19 protein-coding genes are annotated in these 23,968 nt (G+C 64.1%); 9 read left to right on the forward strand and 10 right to left on the reverse strand.

Annotation, left to right across the window (positions count from 1 at the left end):
* Nucleotides 1-49 precede the first annotated feature (49 nt).
* On the forward strand, nt 50-1,444 hold the full coding sequence (locus NKH52_RS27675) for a multicopper oxidase family protein (protein WP_352735570.1): 1,395 nt from the start codon (nt 50-52) through the stop codon (nt 1,442-1,444).
* Between the two features lie 33 nt (nt 1,445-1,477).
* Here the strand turns inward: NKH52_RS27675 and NKH52_RS27680 are convergent, their stop codons facing one another.
* The 3 genes from NKH52_RS27680 to NKH52_RS27690 all read right to left on the reverse strand — a co-directional run bounded on the left by NKH52_RS27680 (nt 1,478) and on the right by NKH52_RS27690 (nt 3,724).
* Nucleotides 1,478-1,765: a PTS sugar transporter subunit IIB gene (locus tag NKH52_RS27680; RefSeq protein WP_023809203.1), complete on the reverse strand. Its 288-nt coding sequence runs from the start codon at nt 1,763-1,765 to the stop codon at nt 1,478-1,480.
* A 17-nt stretch (nt 1,766-1,782) separates the two neighbouring features.
* Entirely contained in the window at nt 1,783-2,244 is a 462-nt protein-coding gene (locus NKH52_RS27685) for a PTS sugar transporter subunit IIA (protein ID WP_063170054.1), read from the reverse strand.
* 73 nt (nt 2,245-2,317) lie between these two features.
* The gene (locus NKH52_RS27690) at nt 2,318-3,724 is read right to left on the reverse strand and encodes a PTS galactitol transporter subunit IIC (RefSeq protein WP_352735569.1); all 1,407 of its coding nucleotides are present in this window, start codon (nt 3,722-3,724) and stop codon (nt 2,318-2,320) included.
* Nucleotides 3,725-4,063: 339 nt separating this feature from the next.
* Here NKH52_RS27690 and NKH52_RS27695 point away from each other — a divergent pair, with 339 nt between their 5' ends.
* A complete protein-coding gene (locus tag NKH52_RS27695) occupies nt 4,064-5,380 on the forward strand; it encodes an NAD(P)H-dependent oxidoreductase (RefSeq protein ID WP_352735568.1) in 1,317 nt (438 codons plus the stop codon).
* 3 nt (nt 5,381-5,383) lie between these two features.
* On the opposite strand, the gene proC is transcribed toward NKH52_RS27695, so the two are convergent.
* From proC to NKH52_RS27710, 3 genes are read right to left on the reverse strand one after another with little or no spacing between them, the layout of a single operon-like run.
* Nucleotides 5,384-6,199 (reverse strand): pyrroline-5-carboxylate reductase, encoded by an 816-nt coding sequence (gene proC / locus NKH52_RS27700; protein WP_352735567.1) that lies wholly within the window; start codon nt 6,197-6,199, stop codon nt 5,384-5,386.
* A 60-nt stretch (nt 6,200-6,259) separates the two neighbouring features.
* A complete protein-coding gene (locus tag NKH52_RS27705; RefSeq protein ID WP_352735566.1) occupies nt 6,260-7,606 on the reverse strand; it encodes an O-antigen ligase family protein in 1,347 nt (448 codons plus the stop codon).
* Entirely contained in the window at nt 7,575-8,573 is a 999-nt protein-coding gene (locus NKH52_RS27710; RefSeq protein WP_352735565.1) for a glycosyltransferase family 2 protein, read from the reverse strand. Before NKH52_RS27710 ends, NKH52_RS27705 begins: the two co-directional genes overlap by 32 nt.
* Nucleotides 8,574-8,744: 171 nt before the next feature.
* Between NKH52_RS27710 and NKH52_RS27715 the strand changes: the two genes are divergently transcribed.
* From NKH52_RS27715 to NKH52_RS27725, 3 genes are read left to right on the forward strand one after another with little or no spacing between them, the layout of a single operon-like run.
* Entirely contained in the window at nt 8,745-9,917 is a 1,173-nt protein-coding gene (locus NKH52_RS27715; protein WP_352735564.1) for a glycosyltransferase family 4 protein, read from the forward strand.
* Complete coding sequence (locus tag NKH52_RS27720) at nt 9,914-10,708, forward strand: WecB/TagA/CpsF family glycosyltransferase (protein ID WP_352735563.1); 795 nt, start codon at nt 9,914-9,916, stop codon at nt 10,706-10,708. The genes NKH52_RS27715 and NKH52_RS27720 overlap by 4 nt, the downstream gene beginning before the upstream one ends.
* The gene (locus tag NKH52_RS27725; RefSeq protein ID WP_352735562.1) at nt 10,705-11,634 is read left to right on the forward strand and encodes a DUF6492 family protein; all 930 of its coding nucleotides are present in this window, start codon (nt 10,705-10,707) and stop codon (nt 11,632-11,634) included. The genes NKH52_RS27720 and NKH52_RS27725 overlap by 4 nt, the downstream gene beginning before the upstream one ends.
* 2 nt (nt 11,635-11,636) lie before the next feature.
* Here NKH52_RS27725 and NKH52_RS27730 read toward each other — a convergent pair whose 3' ends face one another.
* Entirely contained in the window at nt 11,637-12,932 is a 1,296-nt protein-coding gene (locus NKH52_RS27730; protein WP_352735561.1) for a lipopolysaccharide biosynthesis protein, read from the reverse strand.
* A 198-nt stretch (nt 12,933-13,130) separates the two neighbouring features.
* Here NKH52_RS27730 and NKH52_RS27735 point away from each other — a divergent pair, with 198 nt between their 5' ends.
* The 4 genes from NKH52_RS27735 (at nt 13,131) to NKH52_RS27750 (ending at nt 19,809) form a co-directional block, all read left to right on the forward strand.
* A complete protein-coding gene (locus NKH52_RS27735; protein WP_352735560.1) occupies nt 13,131-15,680 on the forward strand; it encodes a GumC family protein in 2,550 nt (849 codons plus the stop codon).
* Nucleotides 15,681-15,860: 180 nt separating this feature from the next.
* Nucleotides 15,861-16,760 carry a bifunctional methylenetetrahydrofolate dehydrogenase/methenyltetrahydrofolate cyclohydrolase FolD gene (gene folD / locus NKH52_RS27740; RefSeq protein ID WP_352735559.1) on the forward strand — a complete coding sequence of 300 codons (900 nt, stop codon included), beginning with the start codon at nt 15,861-15,863 and terminating at the stop codon, nt 16,758-16,760.
* Nucleotides 16,761-16,780: 20 nt separating this feature from the next.
* Entirely contained in the window at nt 16,781-17,779 is a 999-nt protein-coding gene (locus NKH52_RS27745) for a GlxA family transcriptional regulator (protein ID WP_352735558.1), read from the forward strand.
* A 371-nt stretch (nt 17,780-18,150) separates the two neighbouring features.
* The gene (locus NKH52_RS27750) at nt 18,151-19,809 is read left to right on the forward strand and encodes a vWA domain-containing protein (protein ID WP_352735557.1); all 1,659 of its coding nucleotides are present in this window, start codon (nt 18,151-18,153) and stop codon (nt 19,807-19,809) included.
* Between the two features lie 68 nt (nt 19,810-19,877).
* Here NKH52_RS27750 and edd read toward each other — a convergent pair whose 3' ends face one another.
* From edd to zwf, 3 genes are all read right to left on the reverse strand, one after another.
* Nucleotides 19,878-21,701, reverse strand: a complete 1,824-nt coding sequence (gene edd, locus NKH52_RS27755) for a phosphogluconate dehydratase (RefSeq protein WP_352735556.1) — start codon at nt 21,699-21,701, stop codon at nt 19,878-19,880.
* A gap of 73 nt (nt 21,702-21,774) precedes the next feature.
* A complete protein-coding gene (pgl, locus tag NKH52_RS27760) occupies nt 21,775-22,491 on the reverse strand; it encodes a 6-phosphogluconolactonase (RefSeq protein WP_352735555.1) in 717 nt (238 codons plus the stop codon).
* Complete coding sequence (zwf, locus tag NKH52_RS27765; RefSeq protein WP_352735554.1) at nt 22,473-23,942, reverse strand: glucose-6-phosphate dehydrogenase; 1,470 nt, start codon at nt 23,940-23,942, stop codon at nt 22,473-22,475. Before zwf ends, pgl begins: the two co-directional genes overlap by 19 nt.
* Nucleotides 23,943-23,968: the final 26 nt, after the last annotated feature.

Consider the following 23,968-nt stretch of genomic DNA (forward strand, 5'->3'; position numbering starts at 1 on the left):
GTGGCGGTTACACCTTCGCGGGCAGTCGCCTTTGCAGTTGGAGCGCCGAATGACCTTACTCACACGCCGCGGGCTTTTGAAAACGGCAGCGATTGCCGGCGCAGGCGGAGTAGGGCTTTCAGCCATGGGTCGGCTTGGCGGCTGGGCCGCTGCCACGCCTGAGCCGGTGGTTTTGCTGACGGCAAAGATCCAGGCGAAGCTGATGGATGTCGGCCAGACCAGGGATGTGCTGACCTATGGCAACGTCGGAATGCCGCCCGTGCTCAGAATGAAAAAAGGCGAGCCCTTCGCTGCACGCCTTGTCAACGCGATCGATGATCCGACGACGATCCACTGGCACGGTATTCGCGTTCCAAACAAGATGGACGGCGTGCCGTTCCTGGTCCAGCCCTACGTCTACACCGGCGATCATTTCGACTACGCCTTCACGCCGCCCGACGCCGGCACCTTCTGGTACCACCCGCATTGCAACACGCTGGAGCAGATGGGCCACGGCCTGACCGGCGTGATCGTGGTCGAGAATCCCAACGATCCGAAATTCGATGCCGAAATCGTCCTCAACCTGCGCGACTGGCGCCTCGGCGACGACGGTCAGTTCATCGACCAGTTCCGGCCGCGCGATGCCGCGAGAACCGGCACTTACGGCACGGTGCGCACCGCCAACTGGCTCGACCAGCCGCAATATGACGCGCCGGCCGGAGGGCTGGTGCGGCTCAGGGTCGCCATCACCGACGTGACGCGTATCTACGCTTTTCGCATCGACGGTGCGGAGGCGAGTGTCATGGCGCTCGACGGCAATCCGGTGCCTGAACGTTTTTCGCCCGATGCCTTGCTGCTTGGACCGGGACAGCGCATGGAACTGGCCATCCGCATGCCCGACGAGGAAGGTGCGATCGTCAGCTTGAGGGACGTCAGGGGCACCAAGCCAAAAATCCTGGCAACCCTGCACGCGACAGGAAAATCCCTCAAACGGGACATTCGCGATGTTGCTCCACTGGAGCTCAATCCCGTGGCGGAAGTGGACCTCGCCAGCGCCAGGCATATTTCCCTGGCACTGAGCGCCACGGCGGAAAACGTCCCGAGCGATGGCATCTGCGGTTCGCTTGGCTACAGTTTCTGGGCCATCAACAAAGTGCCGTGGCCCGGCGACACCAAGGATCCGACCGCGCCTCTGGCCGAACTGAAGCTTGGCCAAAGCTACGTCATCGACATGGAGAACCTGACGCCGCAATCCCATCCGATGCATCTGCACGGCATGAGCTTCAAGGTGCTGTCATCCTCGACGCGCCAGGTTCAGCCCGTGATTTCCGACACCTATCTCATCCAGCCCAACGAGAAGGTTCAGCTCGGCTTCGTCGCCGACAATCCCGGCGATTGGCTGCTGCACTGCCATATCATCGAGCACCAGAAATCGGGAATGACGAGCTATGTCAGGGTGGTGTGAAGCCGCGTCAGCCTGCGCGTAGCATCGGTGCCGTCATTTGCGCAATTGCGCCTCGATCTCGTCCAGCACCTTGTCCTTGCCGATGCCGGTGAGGAAGGCAAGGCCCTTGATGACCGGCTTGGTCACCGAAGCGGAGATCGGGGTGGTTGCGACGATGAAGTCGACATTGTCGGCCAGTCCGGGCACTTCGGTGGCCTTTGCCTGCTGGGCGTTGAAGGTGAGGCCGCGTTTCTTCATTTCCTCGGTGACGGCGACATTGACCGCGGTCGAGGTGGCGATGCCCGTGCCGCAGGCAAAGAGAATGGTTTTCTGTCTGGACATCTCTGCTTCTCCTTGTTTCAGCCGAGTACGGCTCGCACGTCTTCGAGGGTTCTGGCCGACCTCAAATCATCCAAGGCTTGCGGGTTCTGGATGGTGGCCATGACGGCCTGCAGCGCCTCAATCTGCTTGTCCTTGTCGTTGATGGCAAGCAGGAAGACGAAGCCGACCGGCAGCATCTCGTCGGGATCCTCCATGTTGGCGAAGGTCACTGGTTGCTTCAATGTGCCCATCGCGATGCCAGGCTTCAGCACATGCTCCGGATCGGTGTGCGGCACCGCGACATTGTCGGAGCGTTCCAGCGGCAGTCCGGTCGGGATGGTCAATTCGCGGCGCACAACCGCGTCGGCATAGGAGCTTTTGACATAGCCAAGTGTCTCCAGCCGGCCCGCCAGGATGCGGATGATCTCCTCATTGGTCGAGGCATCGGATCCGAGCACGATCGCGTCGGGGTCCAGAAGCTGCATGAGGCCGTCGGACATTCTTTGCTCCGTCGATGAAATCGTGCGCCCCGGGAAGGGCGCACGATCGGTTTAAAGGGTGGACGCTATCAGGTCAGGCCGTCTCTTCGACCGGCTCGTCCTCGGCGCCCGCGGCCCGCTCCCAACCGAGCGGATTGCGGCGGTAGAGGACAAACAATGCCGCGATGACCACCGCGATCACGATGATGCCGACAAGCCCCATCCCCTGGATCGCCTCGATGACCACGTAAGGCACCCACAGGAAGCCGTCGACCACCGAGGTGATCTGCAGCGCGTCCGCCGGCAGCTTGAAGCCCGATGCGACAGCAGCGCTTGTGAACAGCGGCGCCAGCGCGTTGGCGACGTAGAAGCCGATGGCCAGCGTCACCGTGCCGATCACCACCATGCGGAACACGTTGCCTTTGACCAGCGGCGCGGTCATGGCGACGATGAAGGGGATGACCGCGAGGTCGGCGAACAGGATGACGCGGTTGCCTGGCAGGATGATGGACAGGATGATCGCGATCGGCACCAGGATCAGCGACGACGAGATCGCGGCCGGATGGCCGATCAGGATCGCCGAATCGAGACCAACGAGAAGCTCTCGGTCACCGGTGCGCTTGCGCACGAACGCCTGTGCGGCGTCGGAGACGGGGATCAGCCCCTCCATCAGGATCTTGACCATGCGCGGCAGCAGCAGCATCACCGCGGCCAGCGTCATGCCGGTGCCCAGAACCTTTGCCAGCACCACGCTGAGATCACCCGCATTATAGAAGGCGATCGCACCAAGCACGAGGCCGATGATGAGGCCCATCACGACAGGTTCGCCGAACACGCCGAACCTGCGCTCGATCGTGTCCGTGTTGATGTTGATGCGGTTGATCCCGGGAATGCGGTCCATGATCCAGTTGAGCACAATGGCGATCGGCAGGATCTGTGCCGAGGCGAGATGCGGCACCGAAATGCCGGGCACGCCGTAGAACTGCTGTACCGCGCGCGCGGACCAGTCGGCGAACAGCAGCGAGAGTGCTGCGACAAGTGCTGCGACCGCGATGCCATAGGCCAGATTGTCGGTTGCGGCGACCACCAGCGAGCCGACAAAGGCAAAGTGCCAGAAATTCCAGACGTCGACATTGAGCGTGCGCGTCATGCGTGTCAGCAACAGCACGATATTGACCAGGATGCCGACCGGAATGACCCAGAGGCCGACCGACGAGCCGAAGGCGATCGCGGCCGCGGAGGGCCAGCCGACATCGATGATGTCGCGATGGATGCCGGTGTTGGTGACGATGGCCTTGGCGACATCGCCAATCGACGTGAACATCAGGCCAAGCACCAGATTGATGCCGATGAAGGCGACGCCGATGGTGACGGCGGCGCGAAAAGCCTTGCTGACCTTGGCGCCCAGAACCACGGCGATGATGAAAATGACGATCGGCAGCAGGATCGTCGGGCCAAGCGTATCGATGGCCCCTTTGAGGCCCGCGAGAACAGTATCCATTTTTCCTCCCCTGGAGCCGCGAGCCTTCGCTCGACGCCTCGCAATGATGCTCCATCCAGCCTTTGACGCCGTGGCGCAAAGACACTCCCCAATTTGCGCCAGAGGCGAATGCTTCCCGACTGTCGCGTCGGTGAACATTTGCCTTTGTTGACAAACGAATGTTTTATTGGGGTTGTTCGCTTCGATGTCAATTGGTTGCGCTTCGGCCAATCGAGCCCCGAAGGACGTCCCTTCCGAGACGATTTCGTGGAAATTGCAGGTCGCGACCGGGTTTCGTTGGCAAATAGAACCCGTTCCCTGCTATCCGATCCCAAATCACGAAGCTGTGGACATTCCTGCATGACCAACATCGCCCTGACCGGCCTTGCCCGTGATCTCGCCAGGCGTGCCGCCGAAGGCCGCCCGGTGCGCATTGGTGTCATCGGCTCGGGCGAAATGGGCACCGATCTGGTCACGCAAGGCATGCTGATGCCAGGCATTTCGATCTGCGCGGTCTCGACCCGCCGCCCGCATACCGCGCGCGATGCCATCCGCATCGCCTATGGCGATGAAGCCATGGCGGTCGAAGCCGATACCGCGTCGAAAGTCACCGGCGCCATCGAGAGCGGCAAGATCGCCATCACATCCAACGAGATGCTGGTCACCAACCCGCTGATCGACGTCGTCATCGACGCCACCGGCAAGCCGGGTGTCGCCGCCGACTTCGACCTCATGGCGATGGAGCACGGCAAGCATCTTGTGATGATGAACGTCGAGGCCGACGTCACCATCGGCTGCTATCTGAAGCAGCAGGCCGACCGGCTTGGCGTCGTCTATTCGGTGGGTGCGGGCGACGAGCCGTCGAGTTGCATGGAACTGATCGAATTCGCGTCGGCGCTCGGGCTGACCATCGTCTCGGCAGGCAAGGGCAAGAACAACCCGCTCAACCACGATGCCGTGCCGGACGACTATCGCGCCGAAGCGATCCGCCGCAACATGAACCCGCGCATGCTGGTCGAGTTCATCGACGGTTCCAAGACCATGGTCGAGATGTGCGCCATCGCCAACGCCACCGGGCTGGTGCCCGATGTGCCCGGCATGCACGGCCCGAGGGCCGACCGCGACGATCTCGCCAAGGTGCTGATCCCGCGCGAGGATGGCGGTCTGCTGTTGAAGAAAGGCGTCGTCGACTACACGGTCGGCAAGGGCGTCGCGCCTGGCGTCTTTGTCATCGTCGAGGCGACGCATCCGCGCATCATCGAGCGCATGGACGATCTGCATATCGGCCACGGCCCCTATTACAGCCTGTTCCGACCCTATCATCTGACGTCGCTGGAGGTGCCCCTGACCGCCGCCCGCATCGTGCTTTTCGGCAAGCCCGACATGGTGCCGCTGCCGCGGCCGGTCGCCGAAGTCTGCGCCATCGCCAAGCGCGACCTTGCCGCCGGCGAGACCTTCGATGCGATCGGCGAGACCTGTTACCGCTCCTGGACCATGACCGTCGGCGAAGCCCGCGCCCGGCGCGCCGTGCCGGTCGGCCTGCTCGAGGGCGGCAAGGTGCTGAAACCGGTCAGGAAAGGTGAGTTGCTGACGTCGGACAATGCGGCGCCCGACCAGACGACAAGGCTGTTCGCCTTGCGCCAGCTTCAGGACGAGATGCTGTACGGGGCAAGCTGAGGATTATTTCCCCAGTTCGACCGACCGCAGCCGCGCCGCTTCCACCGCTTGCGTGAGCAGATTGGTCAGCCGGTCCTCGCCCATCAGCACGGCCAGCGCCGCGGCCGTCGTGCCGTTGGGGCTGGTGACCTGCCGGCGCAGCACGCCCGGTTCCTCGCCGCTTTCGGCGGCGAGCGAGGCGGCGCCGTAGACGGTCTGCATGGCGAGCAACTTGGCGGTCGCCGTCGGCAGACCGGCCTTCTCGGCGGCGACGGTCAGCGCTTCGATGAAATGGAAGATATAGGCCGGCCCCGATCCCGACACGGCGGTCACCGCATCCATCAGGCCCTCGTCGTCGATGGTGGCCACTTCGCCGCTCGCCGACAAAAGGTCGGCGACGAAACGCTTGGTATCGTCGGACACGAGCTTGTTGGAGAACACCACCATCATGCCCTTGCCGATCGCCGCCGGCGTGTTGGGCATGCAGCGCACGATCGGCGCGCGGCTGCCCAGGATTTCTTCAAAGGTGGCGGCAGGCGTGCCGGCGGCGATGCTGACGAAGGTGGTGCGGCTATCGCCGAAGCGCTTATAGGCGGCGGTGACCTCGCGGATCACCTGCGGCTTCACCGCGATGACGACGAGATCGGGCACGGCGTCGGCTGGAATATCGCCGGCATCGGCTGATGTGCCGCAGCCCAACGCTGCGGCGCGATTGCGCAGATCGGCATTGGGCTCGACCACGAAGACCGCTGATGGCGCAAGCTTGCCGGATTTCAGCCAGCCCGAGAGCATGGCGTAGCCCATATTGCCGCAGCCGGCGAGAACAAGCCTGATCGTCATCGAAAGCCCTCCGAAGGAAGGTTTCACATAGCCGCTGACGCTTCCTCGGGGAAGCCCCCGTCAGGGGGAACGGGAAGATCGCTCACCGCGATCGGGATCACGCACCGCCATCGGCCGCAGCGACACTTGCCTCAACCCAAGCACGCCGAGAACGAAGAACAGCCAGACCGGGTCGCCGCGATGGAAGAAGAAGCTTTCGAGGAAGGCGTTCAGCGCCGTGAACAGCACCACCATCATGAAGAAGTCGCCGAGAAAGATGTTTTCCCGGCGCAACGGAATTCGCATGTAGTCGCGCAGCGGCGCGATGAGGAAAGTGTAGACCGCCACGCACAGTGCGGGAATGCCCATCAGCACGGCGATGTCGAGATAGCCGTCATGGCCGTGCACGATGGTCCTGATGTCCCACGGCCGGTCGAAGGGCTGGTCCTGGTTGAGCAGCAGCGGCGTGCCCCAGAAGCTCTCATAGCCGTAGCCGGTCCATGGCTTCTTCGCCAGCATGCTGCCGGCGAACTCCCACAGCGTCGTGCGGCCGGTATAGGTCATGCCGGGGAAATAGATCGCCGCCAGATGTTTTACAGGCGGCAGGAAGACGATGCCCAGCGTGCCGACCGCCGTGGCGACGATCGCCAGCGCAAACAGGATCGGCGTGCCGAGCCGCATGCCTATCAGGCTAGGGAACATCACGATCAGGATCGAGAACGGCACCAGGCCGGCGGTCGTCTTGGAGCCGGTGTGCAGCATGAAGATCATTGCTGCGAGGAAGATCCCGGCGCCCCAGTAGCGCTGTCCGCGCCGGTAGAGATAGAGGCCTGCGAAACTGAGGCAGGCCATGATCGGCCCGGCGATGTTCTTGTGGGTGAACACGCCGCGCCACAGGCCGGCATGCTCGGGCTCCTGCGAGTCGGCGGTGTGCATCGCCTCGTGCGGAAAGACGATGAGGCCGAGATAGGAAAGGCCCATGACCACGACGGCGGTGAAGATGATGACCTTCGAGAAGGCCTCGGCGTCGCGCGGCAGCACCAGGATCGTCGCCATCGTCAGGATGCCGATCAGGGTGAACGAGGCGGCGCGCATCGCCGAAGGCGGATCGGTCGACAGGATCACCGAGAGGAAAAAGAAGCCCAGCATCAGCACCCAGGACGGGCTGAGCAGCGAGCGCACCACGCGCGGATCGGCAAAGGCCATCAGCGAGAAGATCGACATGGCGCCGAGCGAACCGAAGCCAAGCTGGTTGACGATGTCGCCGCCTTGACCGGTGAGTTCGGCGCCGCCCGGCTGGAACGGCCTGAAGGACACCATGATGACGGTGAACAGCAGCGCGGCAATGGCGGTGGCCACGCCTTCGCGCGTGAACGCGTCGCTGAGCGGCGCGCGCTCAGTTTTTCTCAGGCTGGCGGTATTGCTCATTGGCATATCCGAATTCGGCCAGCACGCGGCCCAGCGCCACATGGACGGGGTAGATGGCGATATCAGGCGATCCGGTTCGCGCCAGCCGCATCAGGCCGCGAAACGGCGAGGCGGCAAGCAGCGCCAGGCTCTTCAGCAACACCTTGGCGCCGGCCATTGGCGTGCCGGCGCGTTTCTTCTTTTCGACCAATGTCGAGATGACGCCGTTGCGCAAGCTGCGGGCACGGATCCAGTCGGCCTCGACACGCCGGGCCGGAACGGTTTCTTGCACCTTGGCCTCGGCGCACCAGCCCAGCACAAAGCCATTTTGCGCCGACCGGCTGAGAAAGTCGGAATCGCCGCCGCCCATGAAGTTGAAACTGAGATCGAGAAAGGGCGGACCCATGGCGATCAGCACGTTGCGCCCGACCAGAAGATTGCCGGACGAATAGAGCGCCGGCACGCGTCCGGTTTCCTGGTAAGGCGGCGCGAACACCGGATGCTCGGCCCATCTCGCATGGGCGGGGTCGGCAAACACGGGCACCTGCGGGCCGCCGACGATATCGGCGCCGAGCGTTTCGGCAGCGTGGCACATCCGTTCCAGCCACTGCGGATCGGCGATCTCGTCATCGTCGATGACCAGCAGATGCCTGAAGTTCGGGAATTGCAGGATCGCCGTCTGCCAGCCGGCATTGTAGGCGCTGCAATTGCCGCGCTCATGCGCGATGATGACGAGGCCCGGCATCTCACCGCGCTCGAACAGCGGCAGCGCCGCCTTGGCGCCGGCCCGCGCCTCGGCTTCGTTCTCCATGACGATCACGGCAAAGCGTCTGCCGGTTTGCTGCGCGCGCAGCGACGCCAGCGTTTCCAGCACCTGCTGGGGACGCTTGAAGGTAGGCAAGGTGATGACGGCTTCGACGGCCTCGACGTCAAGCCGCGGCGTGCGTCCAGCGATCGATACCGAACCGTCCGATGGCAAAGGGATCATCCGTGTCCAGCCACATGGTGAGTTGGGCTCTGGTAGCACCACGGTGATAAGGTTTCGTTAATCACCTTGCACGGAGAAGCCCGCCAGACAGGGACTTTCGGCCGTCGAATGTGCTGGCTTAATCAAGGGTTCACCGCACTTTGCTACCGGCTACACCACAGGATAGGTGAGATGCATCTGCTGTTCGCCACATCGATCGTGCCTGACGGCGCTCTCGCCTCGGGCTACGAGATCGCCAACGCTGCGATCATCGCTGCCTTGCGGCGCGCTGGCGCGCGCGTAACCGTCATCGGCTTCACCTGGCCGGGGAAGCCCGCGGCCGACCCCGAAAACACCGTGGTGCTGGGTGCGATCGACGTGCGCACGGACAACGCCTCCGCGCGCCAAAAGCTGGCCTGGGTCGGCAAGGCGCTGCTTTCGGGTCTCACCTTCGCGTCGGTCAAGCTGCGCGCCGTATCCGACAGCGATGTTCTCGCTGCCATCGAGCGCGCTGGACCAGTTGATGGCTATGTCTTGAATTCCGTGCAGTTCGCCGGCGCCTTCGAAAAACTGTTCACCGACCGGCCTTCGATCTTCATTGCCCACAATGTCGAGCATCTTTCGGCGCGGGAGAATGCCGCAGCCGCCGGCAGCCTCTTCCAGCGCCTGCTGTTTCGTCGCGAGGCGAGGCTGCTCAAGACCGTCGAAGAGCGTCTCTGCCGCCGGGCGCGCTTCGTCTTCACCCTGGCCGAGGAAGACCGCGCCGCCCTCGGTGTCGCCTCGCACGACCGCTCGGCGGTGCTGCCACTGGTGACCGGTGCCCACGCGACAACCCTGAAAGGCCCGCGCCGCATCGACTGCGACGCCGCCCTGATCGGCACCTGGACCTGGCAGCCGAACCGCATCGGCCTCGACTGGTTCCTGGGCAAGGTCGTGCCGCATCTGCGGCCCGACTTTCGCATCCGCATCGCCGGCCACATGCCTTCGGGCGTCACGTCGAAGCATCCGGGTGTTGAATTTGTCGGCCGCGTGCCCGACGCGCAGGCGTTCGTGCGCGTTGCTGCCGTCATTCCGCTGATCAGCACCGCAGGCAGCGGCGTCCAGTTGAAGACAATCGAAACCTTCGAACTGGGCCTGCCTTCGGTCGCCACCAGCCATTCGCTGCGCGGCATCGACCACCGTCCGGCCAACTGCGTCGTCACCGACGATCCCGTCGCCTTCGCCAGGGCACTCGAGGCTGCGGCGGCCGACATCCGCGACGTTGACGGCAGCGCGTTCCGGGGCTCGCAGGTCAAGGCGCTCGACGCTGCCATCCGGCTCGGCCTCGAAAAGCTCGCACCCGTCAGGCAGGAGGCGTTTGCGTGAACATGCATTCCGCCCGCGCTGCGTTCGGGCTCGACACGCTGAAGACGATCCTTGGCATCCCGGTGGTTGCGGTCCGCTGGAACGATGCCATCGCCCTGCTGAACCGGTTGATTGCCGAGCGGCGCTTCACCAAGGTCAGTTTCCTCAACGCCCACAACGCCAACATCGCCTATACCGACCCGGTGTTCGCCAAGGCACTCGATGATTTCCTCATCCTGCCCGACGGCATCGGTATCGATCTGGCGGCGAGACTCCTCTACGGAGCGCCATTTCCCGACAATCTCAACGGTACCGATTTCGTCCCCGCCTTCCTGCAGGCCTCGACGACGCCGCTCACCGTCGGCCTGCTCGGCGCGACGCGCGTCAATGCCGAAGCGGCGTCGGTCAAGCTGGCCGCATTGGCGGTGCAGCACCGGTTCGTGGTGATCCATGACGGTTATTTCCCCGCTTCGCAGGAGCAGGAAATTGTCGACCGGATTGCCGCGCTTCGGCCCGACGTGCTGCTCGTCGCCATGGGCGTGCCACGCCAGGAATTGTGGATCGAACGCCATATCGACGCGCGCCATTGCACGCTGCCGATCGCCGTCGGCGCGTTGCTTGATTTCCTGAGCGGCGCGGTTCCCCGCGCGCCCTTGTGGATGCGCCGGCTGCGGCTCGAATGGCTGTTCCGGTTGGCTGTCGAACCGAGCCGCCTGTGGCGCCGTTATGTGGTCGGCAATCCTCTGTTCCTGCTGCGCGTCGTCAGGCAGAAATTCTCGCGTACACTCGAAGCTGCGAGGGATATCAAGTGAACAGCAGGTTCGTGCCAGGTGCCGCCGTCGAGCCGAGCCCGCTGCGGCAGACACCGACGGCGGCCATCGTGACGGCAAGCTATGCGCCCGATTTCGAGCGCTGCCGCCTGCTGTGCGAGACACTTGATCGCCACGTTTCGGGCGCGGCGCACCATTACATCCTGGTCGAACATCGCGACGTCAGTCTGTTTCGCCAATTGGAAACCGGCCGCCGCACGGTCGTCGACGAGCGTGAATTGCTGCCGCGCTGGCTGCACGCCTTCGACGATCCGCTCAGCCTGTTTCGCCGGCGCGTCTGGCTCAGCCTGAAGACTCAGCCACTGCGCGGCTGGCATGTGCAGCAATTGCGCCGCATCGCCATATCGGCGCATGCATCTCAAGACGTGCTCATCTTCTGCGATTCAGACGTCGCTTTCCTCAAACCTTTCGACTGCGGCGCCTTCTGGCGCGACGGCAAGGTGCGCCTGTTCCGCCGCGACGGTGTGCTGGCGGACGAAGGTCATGAGGAGCATCGCATCTGGTCGCGCAATGCGGGATCGGCACTCGGCATCGACCCGTCCCGGACGTCGATCCATGACTATATCTCGACGCTGATCGCCTGGCGGCGCGACACCGTGCTGGCCATGTGCGCCGAGATCGAGAAGGTCCATGGCCGCGACTGGGTCGAGGTCGTCGGCTCGGCGCGCAAATTCTCCGAATGCATGATCTACGGCCGCTATGTCGACGATCTGCTGGACGGAGCCGGCCACTTCCACGGTTCCGAAGAGTTCTGCCACGTCCACTGGACCGGCGAAGCGCTTTCGGATGACGAGTTCCGCCGCTTCGTTGCCGCCATGGCGCCGGAGCAGGTGGCGATCGGCATGCAATCCTTCATCGGCACCGATATCGGCCGCATCCGCCGTCTGATCGGGCTAGTCCGCTCTTAGTGCTAAATCGCCTTCGCCGGCTTGCGCATCGCCGAATAGGTGAGCAGCGTCGAGGCGAGATACAAAAGCAGGAAGACGACATTCAGCGACAGCACGAGGTTCGGCGTGTCGAGGATGGTCGTCAGCACATAGGTCAGCAACAGCGCCTTCAATCCGGCAAGCAGGCCGAGATTGAGCGCACGCACCAGCGTCTGGCCGCGGGCGAACAGAAGCTCGGCCTGGTATTCGACCAGATTGCGCAGCCCCGGCACGCAGATCGCCAGCACCACCAGCGGCGCAGCCTCGGCGACATTCTTGCCGAGTGCGTTGGGGAAGAAGTGCAGCACGATGCCAAGCGCCAGCAGCGCCAGCGTCGACACCGCGAACACACCGCCTTCGATGCCGCTCTTGACCGCCAGCCGTGACAAAAGTTCCGGCGCGCGCATCATGCGCTGCACCAGCATCATCGAGAAGGTGCGGATCGGAATGGCGGTCAGGTCTACCAGCCGCATGATGATGGCGTAGATGCCAGCCAGATGCGGGCCGCCGATCGCCAGGACCAGCAGCTTGTCGAATTCCATCTGCAGGTAGAACAGCACTTCGGCCCCGGCCACATAGATGGAATCGGCCAATCGCCGAAGATACAGCGCGACGCGCAGCCGCAGCCTCTGGCGCGGGTAGAAGAAGCCGAAGGCAATCAGCAGCGAGGCGGCATTGGCGCCGATATAGAACCAAGACCATATCCAGACGCTGTGTTGTGCTGAGAACATGAACAGCACCGCGCCAAGCGCCCGCAGCGCCGTCGCCAGGATGGCCAGCAGCGCGGCGCGGCCGAACTTGCCCAGACCGTTGTTGACGATCAGCGCCACCTCCACCGGCCGCCACAACAGCGCCTCGGCAAAGACGATTGCCGCAAACACCGACAGCGGCACGGTGTCGGCGAAGAAAAGCAGATAGACGCCGAACGAGGCCGCGGCCAGCAGCGGCAGCGACAGCACGCCGAGCAGCAGGAAGCCGGCGGAGAAGGTGCCGATTAGATTGGGTCGGATGGTGGCGGTGCGGTAGAGCGCCGAGATGAACCCGAAGGCGAGGATGCGCGACAGCATGACACCGGCCGCCGATGCGGTGGCGAACATGCCGAATTCGGAAATGGAGAGCGTGTTGGCCAGTGCGATGAAATAGGCCAGCGAAAACACCAGTCGCCCGCCGGCGCCGCTGATCGCCGAGAAATAGTCGCGAAGCAGCCCCCGTCGTTCGGCCAAAAAGCTGCCGATCCGGGCGAGGGGCCGCCTTTGCGGTATGTCACTGGCCTGCGTCATGTCTCAAGGAGAGCCTAGGCTGGAAAACTTAACGTGCCGTTCTGGAGCCTGAGCCTGTGTCGAAAATAGATGCAACCGAAGCGAGAAACCGACGCTTCGGCGCGGGAAAATTAACCTTTTGTTTTCCATGCCTGTTTAGCGTGGCTTAACGAATGGCCAATCGCCGTTTGCAGGTCGCCAAAGGTAAAGTTCCAGACGATGGTCGACAGGGAAAACCGCGAAGACTGGAAGCGCGAGCGCTCATTGCTGGCGCTTGGCCAGGCTGTGCGCGGCGACGAACCCGACGCGTCCCTGGTCTCGATAGGCGACCGGGCAGACCTGTCATGGCGCGAGGATGCCGCCACCCGTCATCGTCTCGCCCGTTCGCAGCGCGAGGCCCGGAACACGAAACTGTCGGATCCGGCCGCTATCGACGGGGATCATGAGCAAGCTTCGTCATCGTATCGCGCGCAAACCACGCCACGGACACAGCCTGGTGCCGCCGAAACCGCTGGCGCCCGTCGCGCCGATCATGCATCGGAACCTTACGCTGCAGGCGACGCGTCGTTATCCCGAAACGACGGCACGGACAGTCAGCAGTGGAAGCCGCTGATCGATCCGATGCAGGTCGTACGTGGTGTCGGCAAGTCGAAGCTGCTGATCGTGACGACGACACTACTGGGCGCTGCGCTCGGCATCACCATAGCGCTGTCGACGCCGAAGAAATATGAGGCCACCACCGAACTGATCGTCGACCCGCGCGACCTGAAGCTCACCGACCGCGACCTTACCCAGTCGGTCGTCGCTTCCGATGCCACGCTGGCCATCGTCGAGAACCAGGTCCGGGTGCTGACATCAGGCACCGTTCTCAACAAGGTCGTCGACAAGCTCAATCTGGTCAACGACCCCGAATTCAATGGGCAAGGCGGCGGCGGCCTCAGCGTCATGTCGCTCATCCGCTCCGTCCTGTCCCGCAATGACGGGCCGGGCGGTGTCGACGACGCCCGCCGCCGCGCGCTTGCTGTCGGCAATCTGGCCGAGAGCCTTTCGGTCGAACGCGGCGGCAAGACCTTCGTCATCACCGTCAGCGCCACCACGCAGAATGGCGAGAAATCGGCCCTCATCGCCAACACGATGACGGATGTCTTCCTGCAGACTTTCGGCCAGATCCAGTCGGACACCGCAGGCCGCGCCACCGACGAACTGACGGCCCGGCTTGACGAGCTGCGCAAGGGGGTCGAGGCGGCCGAGCGCAAGGTCGAGGATTTCAGGGCTACCCATGATCTCGTCGACGCGCAGGGCCATCTCATCAGCGACGACGAGATGCTGAAACTCAACGAGCAGCTGTCGGTCGCGCGCGCCCGCACGCTGGAACTCAACGCCCGGGCCGCTTCGGCGCGGTCGGTCGACGTCAATTCGGTTCTCACCGGCACCTTGCCGGAGGAGATCAACTCCAACACGATGAGCGATCTGCGGTCGCAATATGCATCGCTCAAGCAGGAGGCTGACCGCGCTGCCATCCGGTTCGGCCCGCGTCACCCCGAACTCCAGGCGCTCAATGCCCAGATTGCCGGCGCACGCGACCGCATCGCCGCGGAGCTGCGTCGCATCGGCTCGTCGCTGCAGGTCGACCTCAAGCGCGCCGTCCAGCTCGAACAGGACCTTGCCTCTCGCCTGGCGCAGCTGAAGGTCCGCAGCGGCGACGTCAACAGCGACCTCGTGTCGATGCGCGAACTGGAGCGCGAGGCGACCGCCAAGCGTTCCGTCTACGAACAGTATCTGCTGCGCGCCAAGGAAACCGGCGAGCAGAAGGACATCAACACAGCCAACATCAACGTGATCTCGAAGGCCTTCGCGCCGCTCGAGGCAAACGGGCCGTCGCGAGTCGTGGTCGCGCTCGGCGGCCTGTTGCTGGGTTTTGCCTCCGGCATTGGCCTCGGAGCCATGCGTGGCGCCTATGAGAGCCTGCGTGACACCGCCAATTCGCGCTCGCGCCGCGACCATGGCACGGACGAACGCCGGACGCCTTACGAAGACAAGGCATATCGGGCAGCGCCGCCGCCGGCGCCGCCACAAACACCAGCGCCGCAGCCATCGACACCCCCGCCTGCATCACCACCGCCGGCCGCGCCACCGCCTGTCCAGCAAGCCGAGGTCTCGCCGGCCGAAGGTCCCGGCCGGATCGGTGCCTTGCTGTCGAGGCTGCACAAGTCCGTCTCCCGCAGGCCATCCCGGGAGGAGCCGTTCGATACCGTTGAATGGGCCTCTGCCGAAAACGCGAAACCAATGCACGATCCGCAATACCGCGCTTATCCCCAGTCGCCGCCGGCCTTCGAGCCTCGGCAGGCGGCCGCGACAGCATACCCGTCGCCGCCTTTCCAGCCCGGCGGCCATCCGCAGCAGGCGGCGCAGCCGCCACTGCCGCCTCCCATGGTGCCGCAGCGGCCATATTCCGGGCCGCAGCTCTATCCCTACGCGCAGCCATTGGGCTACGCGCAGCCGCCGGCCTATCCCTATCCGCAATCCATGCCGGCCACCAATGCCGGGCAGCAGCCCGATCCGGCTCAGCCTGCTTCCGAATCTTATCCACAGCCGCCCCTCCCGCAGCAGCAGGCGCCTCAGCCTCATCAGCGATCGGCGGAGCCGCCGCGGGTCGTGGAGGATGCCGAGCAGCAAGCGCCAATCGAGGAAATCCGTGCCAGCCTGCGCGAATTCCGTGAAGCGGTTCGCGAACTGACCGAGAGCCGCGCGCGCCGCCGCTACTTCTGAGCCACAAAATTCTTCCAGGTGCCGTACAAAAACATGCCGGTTTCGCGTAAACGGCATGGGACGGCGCTTTGGCGGGATTGCATGTTGGAATTTTCGTGAAAATGCCACGCGGTGAAAGATCGAAAAGCGCGTCGCTTCCGCACGCGACGCGCTTGGGCATTCTGGTGTTGAGGGTAGTCCATGGCTGTAGTGATTGATGGCAAGAGCGTTGCCGGGGACGTTGTGGGGACGGTCAAGTCCCTGACGGCCGAGCTTGTCGCCAAGGGCAAGGCCAAGCCCGGTCTCGCCGTGGTCATCGTCGGCGAGGATCCCGCCAGCCAGGTCTATGTCGCGTCCAAGTCGCGCACCGCCAAGGAATGCGGCTTTCATTCCGTTCAGCACACGCTGCCGGCCGAAACCTCGGAACCGGCACTGCTGAAGATCATCGGCGACCTGAACGCCGATCCGGCCATCAATGGCATCCTCGTGCAGCTTCCGCTGCCGGCCCATATCGATGCCGGCAAGATCATCCAGACCATAGCGCCGGAAAAGGATGTTGACGGCTTCCATTTCATCAATGTCGGCAAGCTCGGCACCGGTGAACTCGAGACAGCCTTCGTGCCTTGCACGCCGGCCGGTTCGATGCTTCTGATCGAGCGGGTGCGCGGCAAGGATTTGTCCGGCCTCAACGCGGTCGTCGTCGGCCGCTCCAACATCGTCGGCAAGCCGATGGCCAACCTCCTGCTTGCCGCCAACTGCACCGTCACCATCGCCCACAGCCGCACCAGGGATCTGCCGGCCTTGGCCCGCACCGCCGATATCCTTGTCGCGGCCGTAGGCAGGCCGGAGATGATCAGGGGGGATTGGGTGAAGCCAGGCGCCACCGTCATCGATGTCGGCATCAACCGCATTCCCGCACCCGAGAAGGGCGAGGGCAAGTCCCGTCTCGTCGGCGATGTCGCCTATGCCGAAGCGGCCAAGGCCGCTGGCGCCATCACGCCGGTGCCTGGCGGTGTCGGGCCGATGACCATTGCCATGCTGATGGCCAATACGTTAGCCTCGGCCTACCTTGCGGCCGGATTGAAACGGCCGTCCTTCTGACCCGCCAGAAAGCCGCAGCTTTGCCGAACCCCAGTGTTCCCTCACAACGGCCGGTCATCACGGACCCCGTTCAAGGCGGCCGGCAGTTCGCATTCCTGCTGGTCGACAAGTTCTCCATGTTCTCGCTGGCTGCCGCGATCGATACGTTCCGGTCGGCGAACCGGTTGCTTGGCCGCGACTTCTACGGTTGGACGACGGTGTCGGCCGATGGCGATCCGGTGATGGCTTCCAATGGCCTGCCGCTCAAGATCGACTACGCCGTCGCAGACCTGCCGCCGGTCGATATCCTGTTCGTCTCGGTTGGGCTGACGACGGAATTCCCCGGCAAGAGCAAGGTGCTGGCGGCACTGCGCAGCTGGGGCCGGCGCGGCAATGCGCTGGGTGCCCTGTCGGTCGGCTCCTACCTGCTGGCCGAGGCCGGCCAGCTCGAAGGCTATCGCTGCACCATCCATTGGGAAAACCGTGCCGGCTTCGTCGAACGCTTCCCCGACATCAACTGCACCGGCAACGTCTTCGAGATCGATCGCAAGCGCTACACCTGTGCCGGCGGCACCACTTCGATCGACCTGATGCTGGAGATCGTGCGCGGCGATTTCGGCTCGAACCTCGCCAATGGCGTCGCCAACCAGTTCCAGCACGAACGCATCCGCTCGGCCGGCGACCGCCAGCGCGTCGGGCCGGAACGCGACCTGACCGGCAAGTCGGAGAAGCTCAGGCGCATCGTCGAACTGATGGCCGACCACCTCGACGAGCCGCTGTCGGCGGTGCAGCTGGCCAAATCCGCCGGCCTTTCGGTACGCCAGGTCGAGCGCCTGTTCCTGCGCCATCTCAGCGTCACGCCCGGCCGTTACTATATGCGGCTGCGGCTGGAGCGGGCGCGCGAATTGCTGCGCCAGACCAACATGCCGATCCTCGACGTGGCGATCGCGACAGGCTTCACCTCGCATTCCTACTTCGCCCAAAGCTACCGGCTGCAATTCGGCAGGCCGCCCTCGGAAGAGCGCCGCACGACCTACTGAACTTCGCTTCCGTTGAAAAGTTAGGCACTCGGCCCGGCGCATCGGACCAGGGCAGCGAATTCGGGTAACGGTTCTTTCGGAGCCTTCGCCGCGTAGGCTGACGGTGCATCAAACGAAAAACCCGCCTGTGCGGCGGGTCACCGGCGCAAATCAGCACCATGGGCGAAAATGTACCATAGCTGAGGGCATAGAGTCAAGAAAAAATTCCTATCGCAAAAACTGCCGGCACTGCCGGCACCGCCGAACTGGTTGTCGTCAGGTCTTTGTCAAGCTGGGTTCGGAGCCCTACGCACCGGGCGCCCGGACTTGTGTCCCGGCGCGGCGTCAAATAGCTTGCCGCCCGGATCAGGGGCGGATTTGAGGAGATTTCAATGGCGGGACTTGCACGGGGCGTCGCTGCGGCGATCCTCCTTTTGTCGATGACGACGTTCGGCTTCGCCGCAAACAAGGTCATCGTCATTCTCGATGCCTCCGGCTCGATGTGGGCGCAGATCGACGGCAAGCCCAAGCTCGAAATCGCCCGTGAATCGCTTCGAGCCGTGCTTCAATCGGTCCCCACCGACGACGAGATCGGCTTCATGGCCTATGGCCACCGTGAAAAGGGCAGCTGCGACGACATCCAGCTGATCGTGCCGCCGCAGGCAGGTTCGGGCAGCGCCATTTCGGCCGCCGCCGACAGCCTGAAATTCCTCGGCAAGACACCGCTGACGGCGGCGGTCAAACAGGCGGCCGAGGCGCTGAAATACACCGAGGACAAGGCGACCGTCGTGCTCATCACCGACGGGCTCGAAACATGCGGCGGCGACCCCTGCGCGCTTGGCAAGGAGCTCGAGGCATCCGGCGTCGACTTCACCGCCGATGTCGTCGGTTTCGGCCTCACCGCCGACGAGGGCAAGCAGATCGCCTGCCTCGCCGACAACACCGGCGGCAAATACATCCAGGCCTCCGACGAGAAGGCGTTGCAGCAGGCGCTTGCCGAGACAGTGGCGGCGCCTGCTCCTGAACCGGCTCCGGCACCTGCGCCAGCGCCCGCGCCGGAGCCGGCCAAACCGGACTTCAATTTCCAGCCGATAGCAGTGCTTGCCGAGGGCGGCGATCCCGTCACCGACGGCAACGTCTGGGAAATCTACAAGGCCAAACCCGACGGTACGCGCGGCGACTACGTCAGCACCGAATACGGTGCCTACAAGGCCAATCTGGAACCGGGCGACTATATCGTCGTGGCCAGTGACGGCCAGGCGAAGACCGAGCAGAAGGTCAAGATCGAGGCAGGCCAGGTCTACAAGCCTCTCTTCAACTTGAATGCCGGCACGCTCATCATCCATCCGCGACCGAGCGAGGGGGCGGATGTCGTCGATGGCGCGGCTGTCGTCATCGACTATCCTGGTGCTGAGTTGCCCGCCACCTTCTATGGAACCACGAAAGCCGTGTTGCCGGCCGGCGACGAGAAAGTGACTGTCACGATCGGGCAGGGCGTGGCTACCGAGACGATCCCGCTGGCTGCCGGCAAGACCGTGGAAAAGGACATGATTGCCGGTGTCGGCCATGTCGTTGCCAATGCTTACTATGCTGCCGGCGGCGACAAGGCGGACGGTTCGGGCATCGGCTTCAAGGTCACGAAGGCGAAAACGAAGATCGACGGAACCAGGGACGAGGTGACCTACGCCTTTGGGCCCGACAGCAAATTCGATCTGCCACCCGGAGACTATGTGTTGATTGCGACGGTTGATCTCGCCGTCGTCGAGCAGCCGTTCACTGTCAAGGTGGGCGAATCTCAGAATCTGAAGGTCGCAATGAATGCCGGCGTGCTGGCGATCACCGCGCCCGGAGCCTCGAAGATCGAGATTTTCGAGGCCAAGAAGGACATCAACGGCAACCGCAAGTCGCTTGGCTATGCATTCGACCAGAAGTATCAGGCAGCGATCCCGGCGGGCGACTATGCCGTCGTCTCGGAGAAATCCGACAACAGTTCCAAAGAAGGCAACGTGACGGTCAAGGCCGGCGAGCGAGCGGAGCTAACCGTGCAATAGAATCGTATGCACAACCGCAAGAGGGCGGCCATGTGCCGCTCTCTTTCATGAACTACGCAGAATTGCCGTCATGTGGTGCCGAAGGCGCTGGCGCCATGATCGGCGCGGCCGACCAGTTGTCGAAAGCCGGCAAACAGCTCGCGGCCGAAGCCGAACTCGTTGCCGATGAGATTGGCATCCGCCGTCCGGCGCAAAGCGAACTCCCCGGCCGGCACCAGCACTTCGAGTGTGCCGGCTTCGGCGTCGAGCCGGATGGTGTCGCCTTCATGGATCCTGGCGATAGGACCCTCCTCGACCGCTTCCGGTGTGACATGGATAGCCGCCGGCACCTTGCCGGAGGCGCCAGACATGCGCCCGTCGGTGACCAGCGCCACGCGCTGGCCGCGATCCTGCAGGATGCCGAGCACGGTGGTCAGCTTGTGCAGCTCCGGCATGCCGTTGGCCTTCGGCCCCTGGAAGCGGATGACGGCGATGAAATCGCCGGTCAGCGTGCCGGCCTTGAACGCCTCGTTCAGCCCTTGCTGGCTGTCGAAGACCTTGGCCGGCGCCTCGATGATACGCCGCTCCGGCTTCACCGCGGAAGTCTTGATGACGGCGTGGCCGAGATTGCCTGACAGCACTTTCAGGCCGCCGGTCGCCTGGAATGCCTTGTTGAACGGCGCCAGCACCTTTTCGTCGCCGCTTGCCTTCGGCGAGGCCTCGCGCACCACGCCTCCGTCGGCGCCGAGCTTTGCCTCGACCGCATAGGGCCGCAGGCCTTCGCCCCACACCGTCTGCACATCCTCATGCAGGATGCCTTCGTCGAGCAGTTCGCGGATCAGGAAGCCGAGCCCGCCGGCGGCGTGGAAATGGTTCACGTCGGCGAGGCCGTTCGGATAGACCCGCGCCAGCAGCGGCACCGCTTCCGACAGGTCGGAAATATCCTGCCAGGTGATGGCTATGCCGGCCGCCGCCGCCATGGCGATCAGGTGGATGGTGTGATTGGTCGAGCCGCCGGTGGCGTGCAGGCCGACGACGCCGTTGACGATCGAGCGCTCGTCGATCATCCGGCCGACGGGCGTATAGGCGTTGCCGAGCGCGGTGATCGCCAGCGCCCGCTTCGTCGCCTCGCGGGTCAACGCCTCGCGCAGCGGCGTGCCGGGGTTGACGAAGGAAGCGCCCGGCGTGTGCAGGCCCATGATCTCCATCAGCATCTGGTTGGAATTCGCCGTGCCGTAGAAGGTGCAGGTCCCCGGCCCATGATAGGATTTGGACTCGGCCTCCAGCAGTTCGGCGCGTCCGGCCTTGCCCTCGGCGTAGAGCTGGCGGACCTTGGCCTTTTCGTCATTGGGCAGGCCGGTCGTCATCGGTCCGGCCGGAATGAACACCGCCGGCAGATGGCCGAAGGTGAGTGCCGCGATGACCAGCCCCGGCACGATCTTGTCGCAGACGCCGAGATAGACGGCGGCGTCGAACATGTTGTGCGACAGGCCGATCGCGGCGGCCATGGCGATGACATCGCGCGAAAACAGCGACAACTCCATGCCGGGCTGGCCCTGGGTGACGCCGTCGCACATGGCCGGCACGCCGCCGGCCACCTGGGCAATGCCGCCGGCTTCGCGGGCTGCGTCCTTGATCAGCGCCGGGAAGGTCTCGAACGGCTGATGCGCCGACAGCATGTCGTTGTAGGAGGTGATGATGCCGAGGTTCGGCACCTTGTCGGCGCCCAGCGCGAGCTTTTCCGAGGGGCTGCACACCGCAAAGCCATGGGCGAGATTGCCGCACGACAAAACGGCCCGGTTGGCGGTGCGGTTCGATGCCTCGGCGATGCGGCCGAGATAACGCTCGCGGCCTGGTTTTGAGCGCTGGCGGATGCGTTCGGTGATGGCTTCGATGTCGCGTCTGGCGGTCATGGCGGTCGGTCCTTTCAGGCGAGGTCCCGGAAACATCCTCCCGCCGTTTGCCGGGACCAGAGTAAATCGAGATTCAGGGGGCCCAGAAAACCTCTACGGGCTTATGTGCTGCGTCGAGCACGGCACGGATTGGCTTTCGCGGCCCGGGCGCAACCGCGCCGTCGAAGGCGACACGCTTGTCCTCACCCTCCATGTGCAGCGCGATGAAGCCGGCTTCGACGATGCGCGCCAGCGACAGGGTCAGCCGCGGCTCGCCCGCACTTGCCGCATGAACGGGCAGCACGATCCTGTCGGAAGACGGCTCGAGCAGCGTTGCCAGATCGTCGGCATCGGGAAAGAAAGAGGCGGTGTGGCCGTCCGGCCCCATGCCGAGAACGACGACATCGAGCGGCCAGGGCAAGGACCGGAGCGCTGCATCGTCGGACGAGGCCGCATCCTCGATGCTGGTGGCTTCGTGATAGAGCGGCACGAAACGAGCCGCCTTTGCCGCGTTCTGCAACAGATTGGCGGCTACCAGCCCGGCATTGGAGCGTGGCGAGGAGGCCGGCACGAAACGCTCGTCGACCAGCGTCACGATCACCTTGTCCCAGGCGATAGGTATCGCCGAAAGGGCGGCGAAGAATTTTGCCGGCGTGGTGCCGCCGGAGACGGCGAGCAACCCCGTGCCGCGCTCGGCGATCGCCTTGGTCAGCCTGCCTGCAACATGGCCGGCAAGGGCTGCCGCCAGTTCCTGGCGCCCGGCGAAGCCGTTCCAGCTATAGGCGGCGCTGTTCAATTGCTCTCGTGCCATGTCCGCCCGTCACGTTCGATCAGTGCTATCGAGGCCGATGGGCCCCAGGTGCCCGCCGTGTAGCCCTGCGCCTCCTGCCTGGCACTTTCCCAGGCATTCTGGATCGGGTCGATCCATTTCCACGCCGCCTCGACTTCGTCACGGCGCATGAACAGGGTCTGGTTGCCACGGATGACGTCCATGATCAGCCGTTCGTAGGCGTCGGGCGCGCGGCCGTCGAAGGACTGTGCGAAACTCATGTCGAGCGAGATCTGGCGCAGCCGCATGCCGCCCGGACCCGGATCCTTGATCATGATGAACTGCTTGACGCCTTCGTCGGGCTGCAGCCGGATGACCAGCTGGTTGGCGAAGATCGGTCCGGCGCTGTCGCCGAAGATCGAATGCGGGATCGGCTTGAATTCGATGACGATTTCCGAAACCCGTGTCGCCAGCCGCTTGCCGGTCCTGAGGTAGAACGGAACGCCCGCCCAGCGCCAGGTGCCGATCTCGGCCTTGATGGCGACGAAGGTCTCGGTGTTGCTGTCCTTGCCGAGCTCCTCGACATAGCCTTTCACCGGTCCGCCGGCCGAAGCCCCGGCGCGATACTGCCCGCGCACGGTGTGCTTTGGCGCCTCGTTGCCATTGATGCGCTTCAGCGCCCGCAGCACCTTCAGCTTCTCGTCGCGCACGGCGTCGGCATCCATCGACGACGGCGCTTCCATTGCGACGAGACACAGCAGCTGCAGCATATGGTTCTGCACCATGTCGCGCAGCGCGCCGGCCTTGTCGTAATAGGTGACGCGGTCCTCCAGACCGACGGTCTCGGCCACGGTGATCTGGACATGGTCGATATGGGCCGAATTCCACAACGGCTCGTAGAGCGCGTTGGCGAAGCGCAGCGCCATCAGGTTCTGCACCGTCTCCTTGCCGAGATAATGGTCGATGCGGAAGATCTGGCTTTCGTGAAAGTCGTCGCCGACCAGATCGTTGAGCTTGCGTGCCGAATCGAGATCGCGGCCGATCGGCTTTTCCAGCACGATGCGCGAGTTCGGCGTGATCAGATTGTGCTCTTTCAGCTTGTGCGAGATGTCGCCGAACAGCGCCGGCGCCACCGCCAGGTAGAAGGCTCGGATGCGGTCGCTGTCGCCGATCGCCTTCTTAAGCTTGTCGAAGCCGGCGCCGCTCGTCGCATCGGCGGAGACGTAGGACAGCCGCGCCAGAAAAGTCTTCAGTTCCTTGGCGTCGATGTCGGCCGGTTTGACGTGCTCGGAGATCGCCTGTTTGGCGAAGGCCTGGAATTCCTCATCGCTCATTTTCGAGCGCGACGTGCCGATGATGCGTGTCGGCTCCGAAAACTGATGGTCGCGCTGGCGATAATAGAGCGACGGCAGAAGCTTGCGTTCCGACAGATCGCCGGTGCCGCCGAAAATGATGAAGTCGAAAGGCTCGACGGGGATGATCTGGCTGGTCATGGTCTGTCCGCTTTGACGCCGGTCGC

Origin of the sequence: Mesorhizobium sp. M1066, from assembly GCF_040318635.1 — a bacterium.
Classification (GTDB): domain Bacteria; phylum Pseudomonadota; class Alphaproteobacteria; order Rhizobiales; family Rhizobiaceae; genus Mesorhizobium.

Excerpts from the sequence above, each read along its gene's own strand:
- NKH52_RS27680 (WP_023809203.1), bottom strand. The coding sequence starts at position 1,765 with ATGTCCAGACAGAAAACCATTCTCTTTGCCTGCGGCACGGGCATCGCC.
- folD (WP_352735559.1), top strand. The coding sequence starts at position 15,861 with ATGGCTGTAGTGATTGATGGCAAGAGCGTTGCCGGGGACGTTGTGGGG.
- zwf (WP_352735554.1), bottom strand. The coding sequence starts at position 23,942 with ATGACCAGCCAGATCATCCCCGTCGAGCCTTTCGACTTCATCATTTTC.
- proC (WP_352735567.1), bottom strand. The coding sequence starts at position 6,199 with ATGACGATCAGGCTTGTTCTCGCCGGCTGCGGCAATATGGGCTACGCC.
- NKH52_RS27690 (WP_352735569.1), bottom strand. The coding sequence starts at position 3,724 with ATGGATACTGTTCTCGCGGGCCTCAAAGGGGCCATCGATACGCTTGGC.
- NKH52_RS27675 (WP_352735570.1), top strand. The coding sequence starts at position 50 with ATGACCTTACTCACACGCCGCGGGCTTTTGAAAACGGCAGCGATTGCC.
- NKH52_RS27735 (WP_352735560.1), top strand. The coding sequence starts at position 13,131 with ATGGTCGACAGGGAAAACCGCGAAGACTGGAAGCGCGAGCGCTCATTG.
- NKH52_RS27685 (WP_063170054.1), bottom strand. The coding sequence starts at position 2,244 with ATGTCCGACGGCCTCATGCAGCTTCTGGACCCCGACGCGATCGTGCTC.
- pgl (WP_352735555.1), bottom strand. The coding sequence starts at position 22,491 with ATGGCACGAGAGCAATTGAACAGCGCCGCCTATAGCTGGAACGGCTTC.
- NKH52_RS27705 (WP_352735566.1), bottom strand. The coding sequence starts at position 7,606 with ATGAGCAATACCGCCAGCCTGAGAAAAACTGAGCGCGCGCCGCTCAGC.
- edd (WP_352735556.1), bottom strand. The coding sequence starts at position 21,701 with ATGACCGCCAGACGCGACATCGAAGCCATCACCGAACGCATCCGCCAG.
- NKH52_RS27710 (WP_352735565.1), bottom strand. The coding sequence starts at position 8,573 with ATGATCCCTTTGCCATCGGACGGTTCGGTATCGATCGCTGGACGCACG.
- NKH52_RS27750 (WP_352735557.1), top strand. The coding sequence starts at position 18,151 with ATGGCGGGACTTGCACGGGGCGTCGCTGCGGCGATCCTCCTTTTGTCG.
- NKH52_RS27730 (WP_352735561.1), bottom strand. The coding sequence starts at position 12,932 with ATGACGCAGGCCAGTGACATACCGCAAAGGCGGCCCCTCGCCCGGATC.
- NKH52_RS27695 (WP_352735568.1), top strand. The coding sequence starts at position 4,064 with ATGACCAACATCGCCCTGACCGGCCTTGCCCGTGATCTCGCCAGGCGT.
- NKH52_RS27715 (WP_352735564.1), top strand. The coding sequence starts at position 8,745 with ATGCATCTGCTGTTCGCCACATCGATCGTGCCTGACGGCGCTCTCGCC.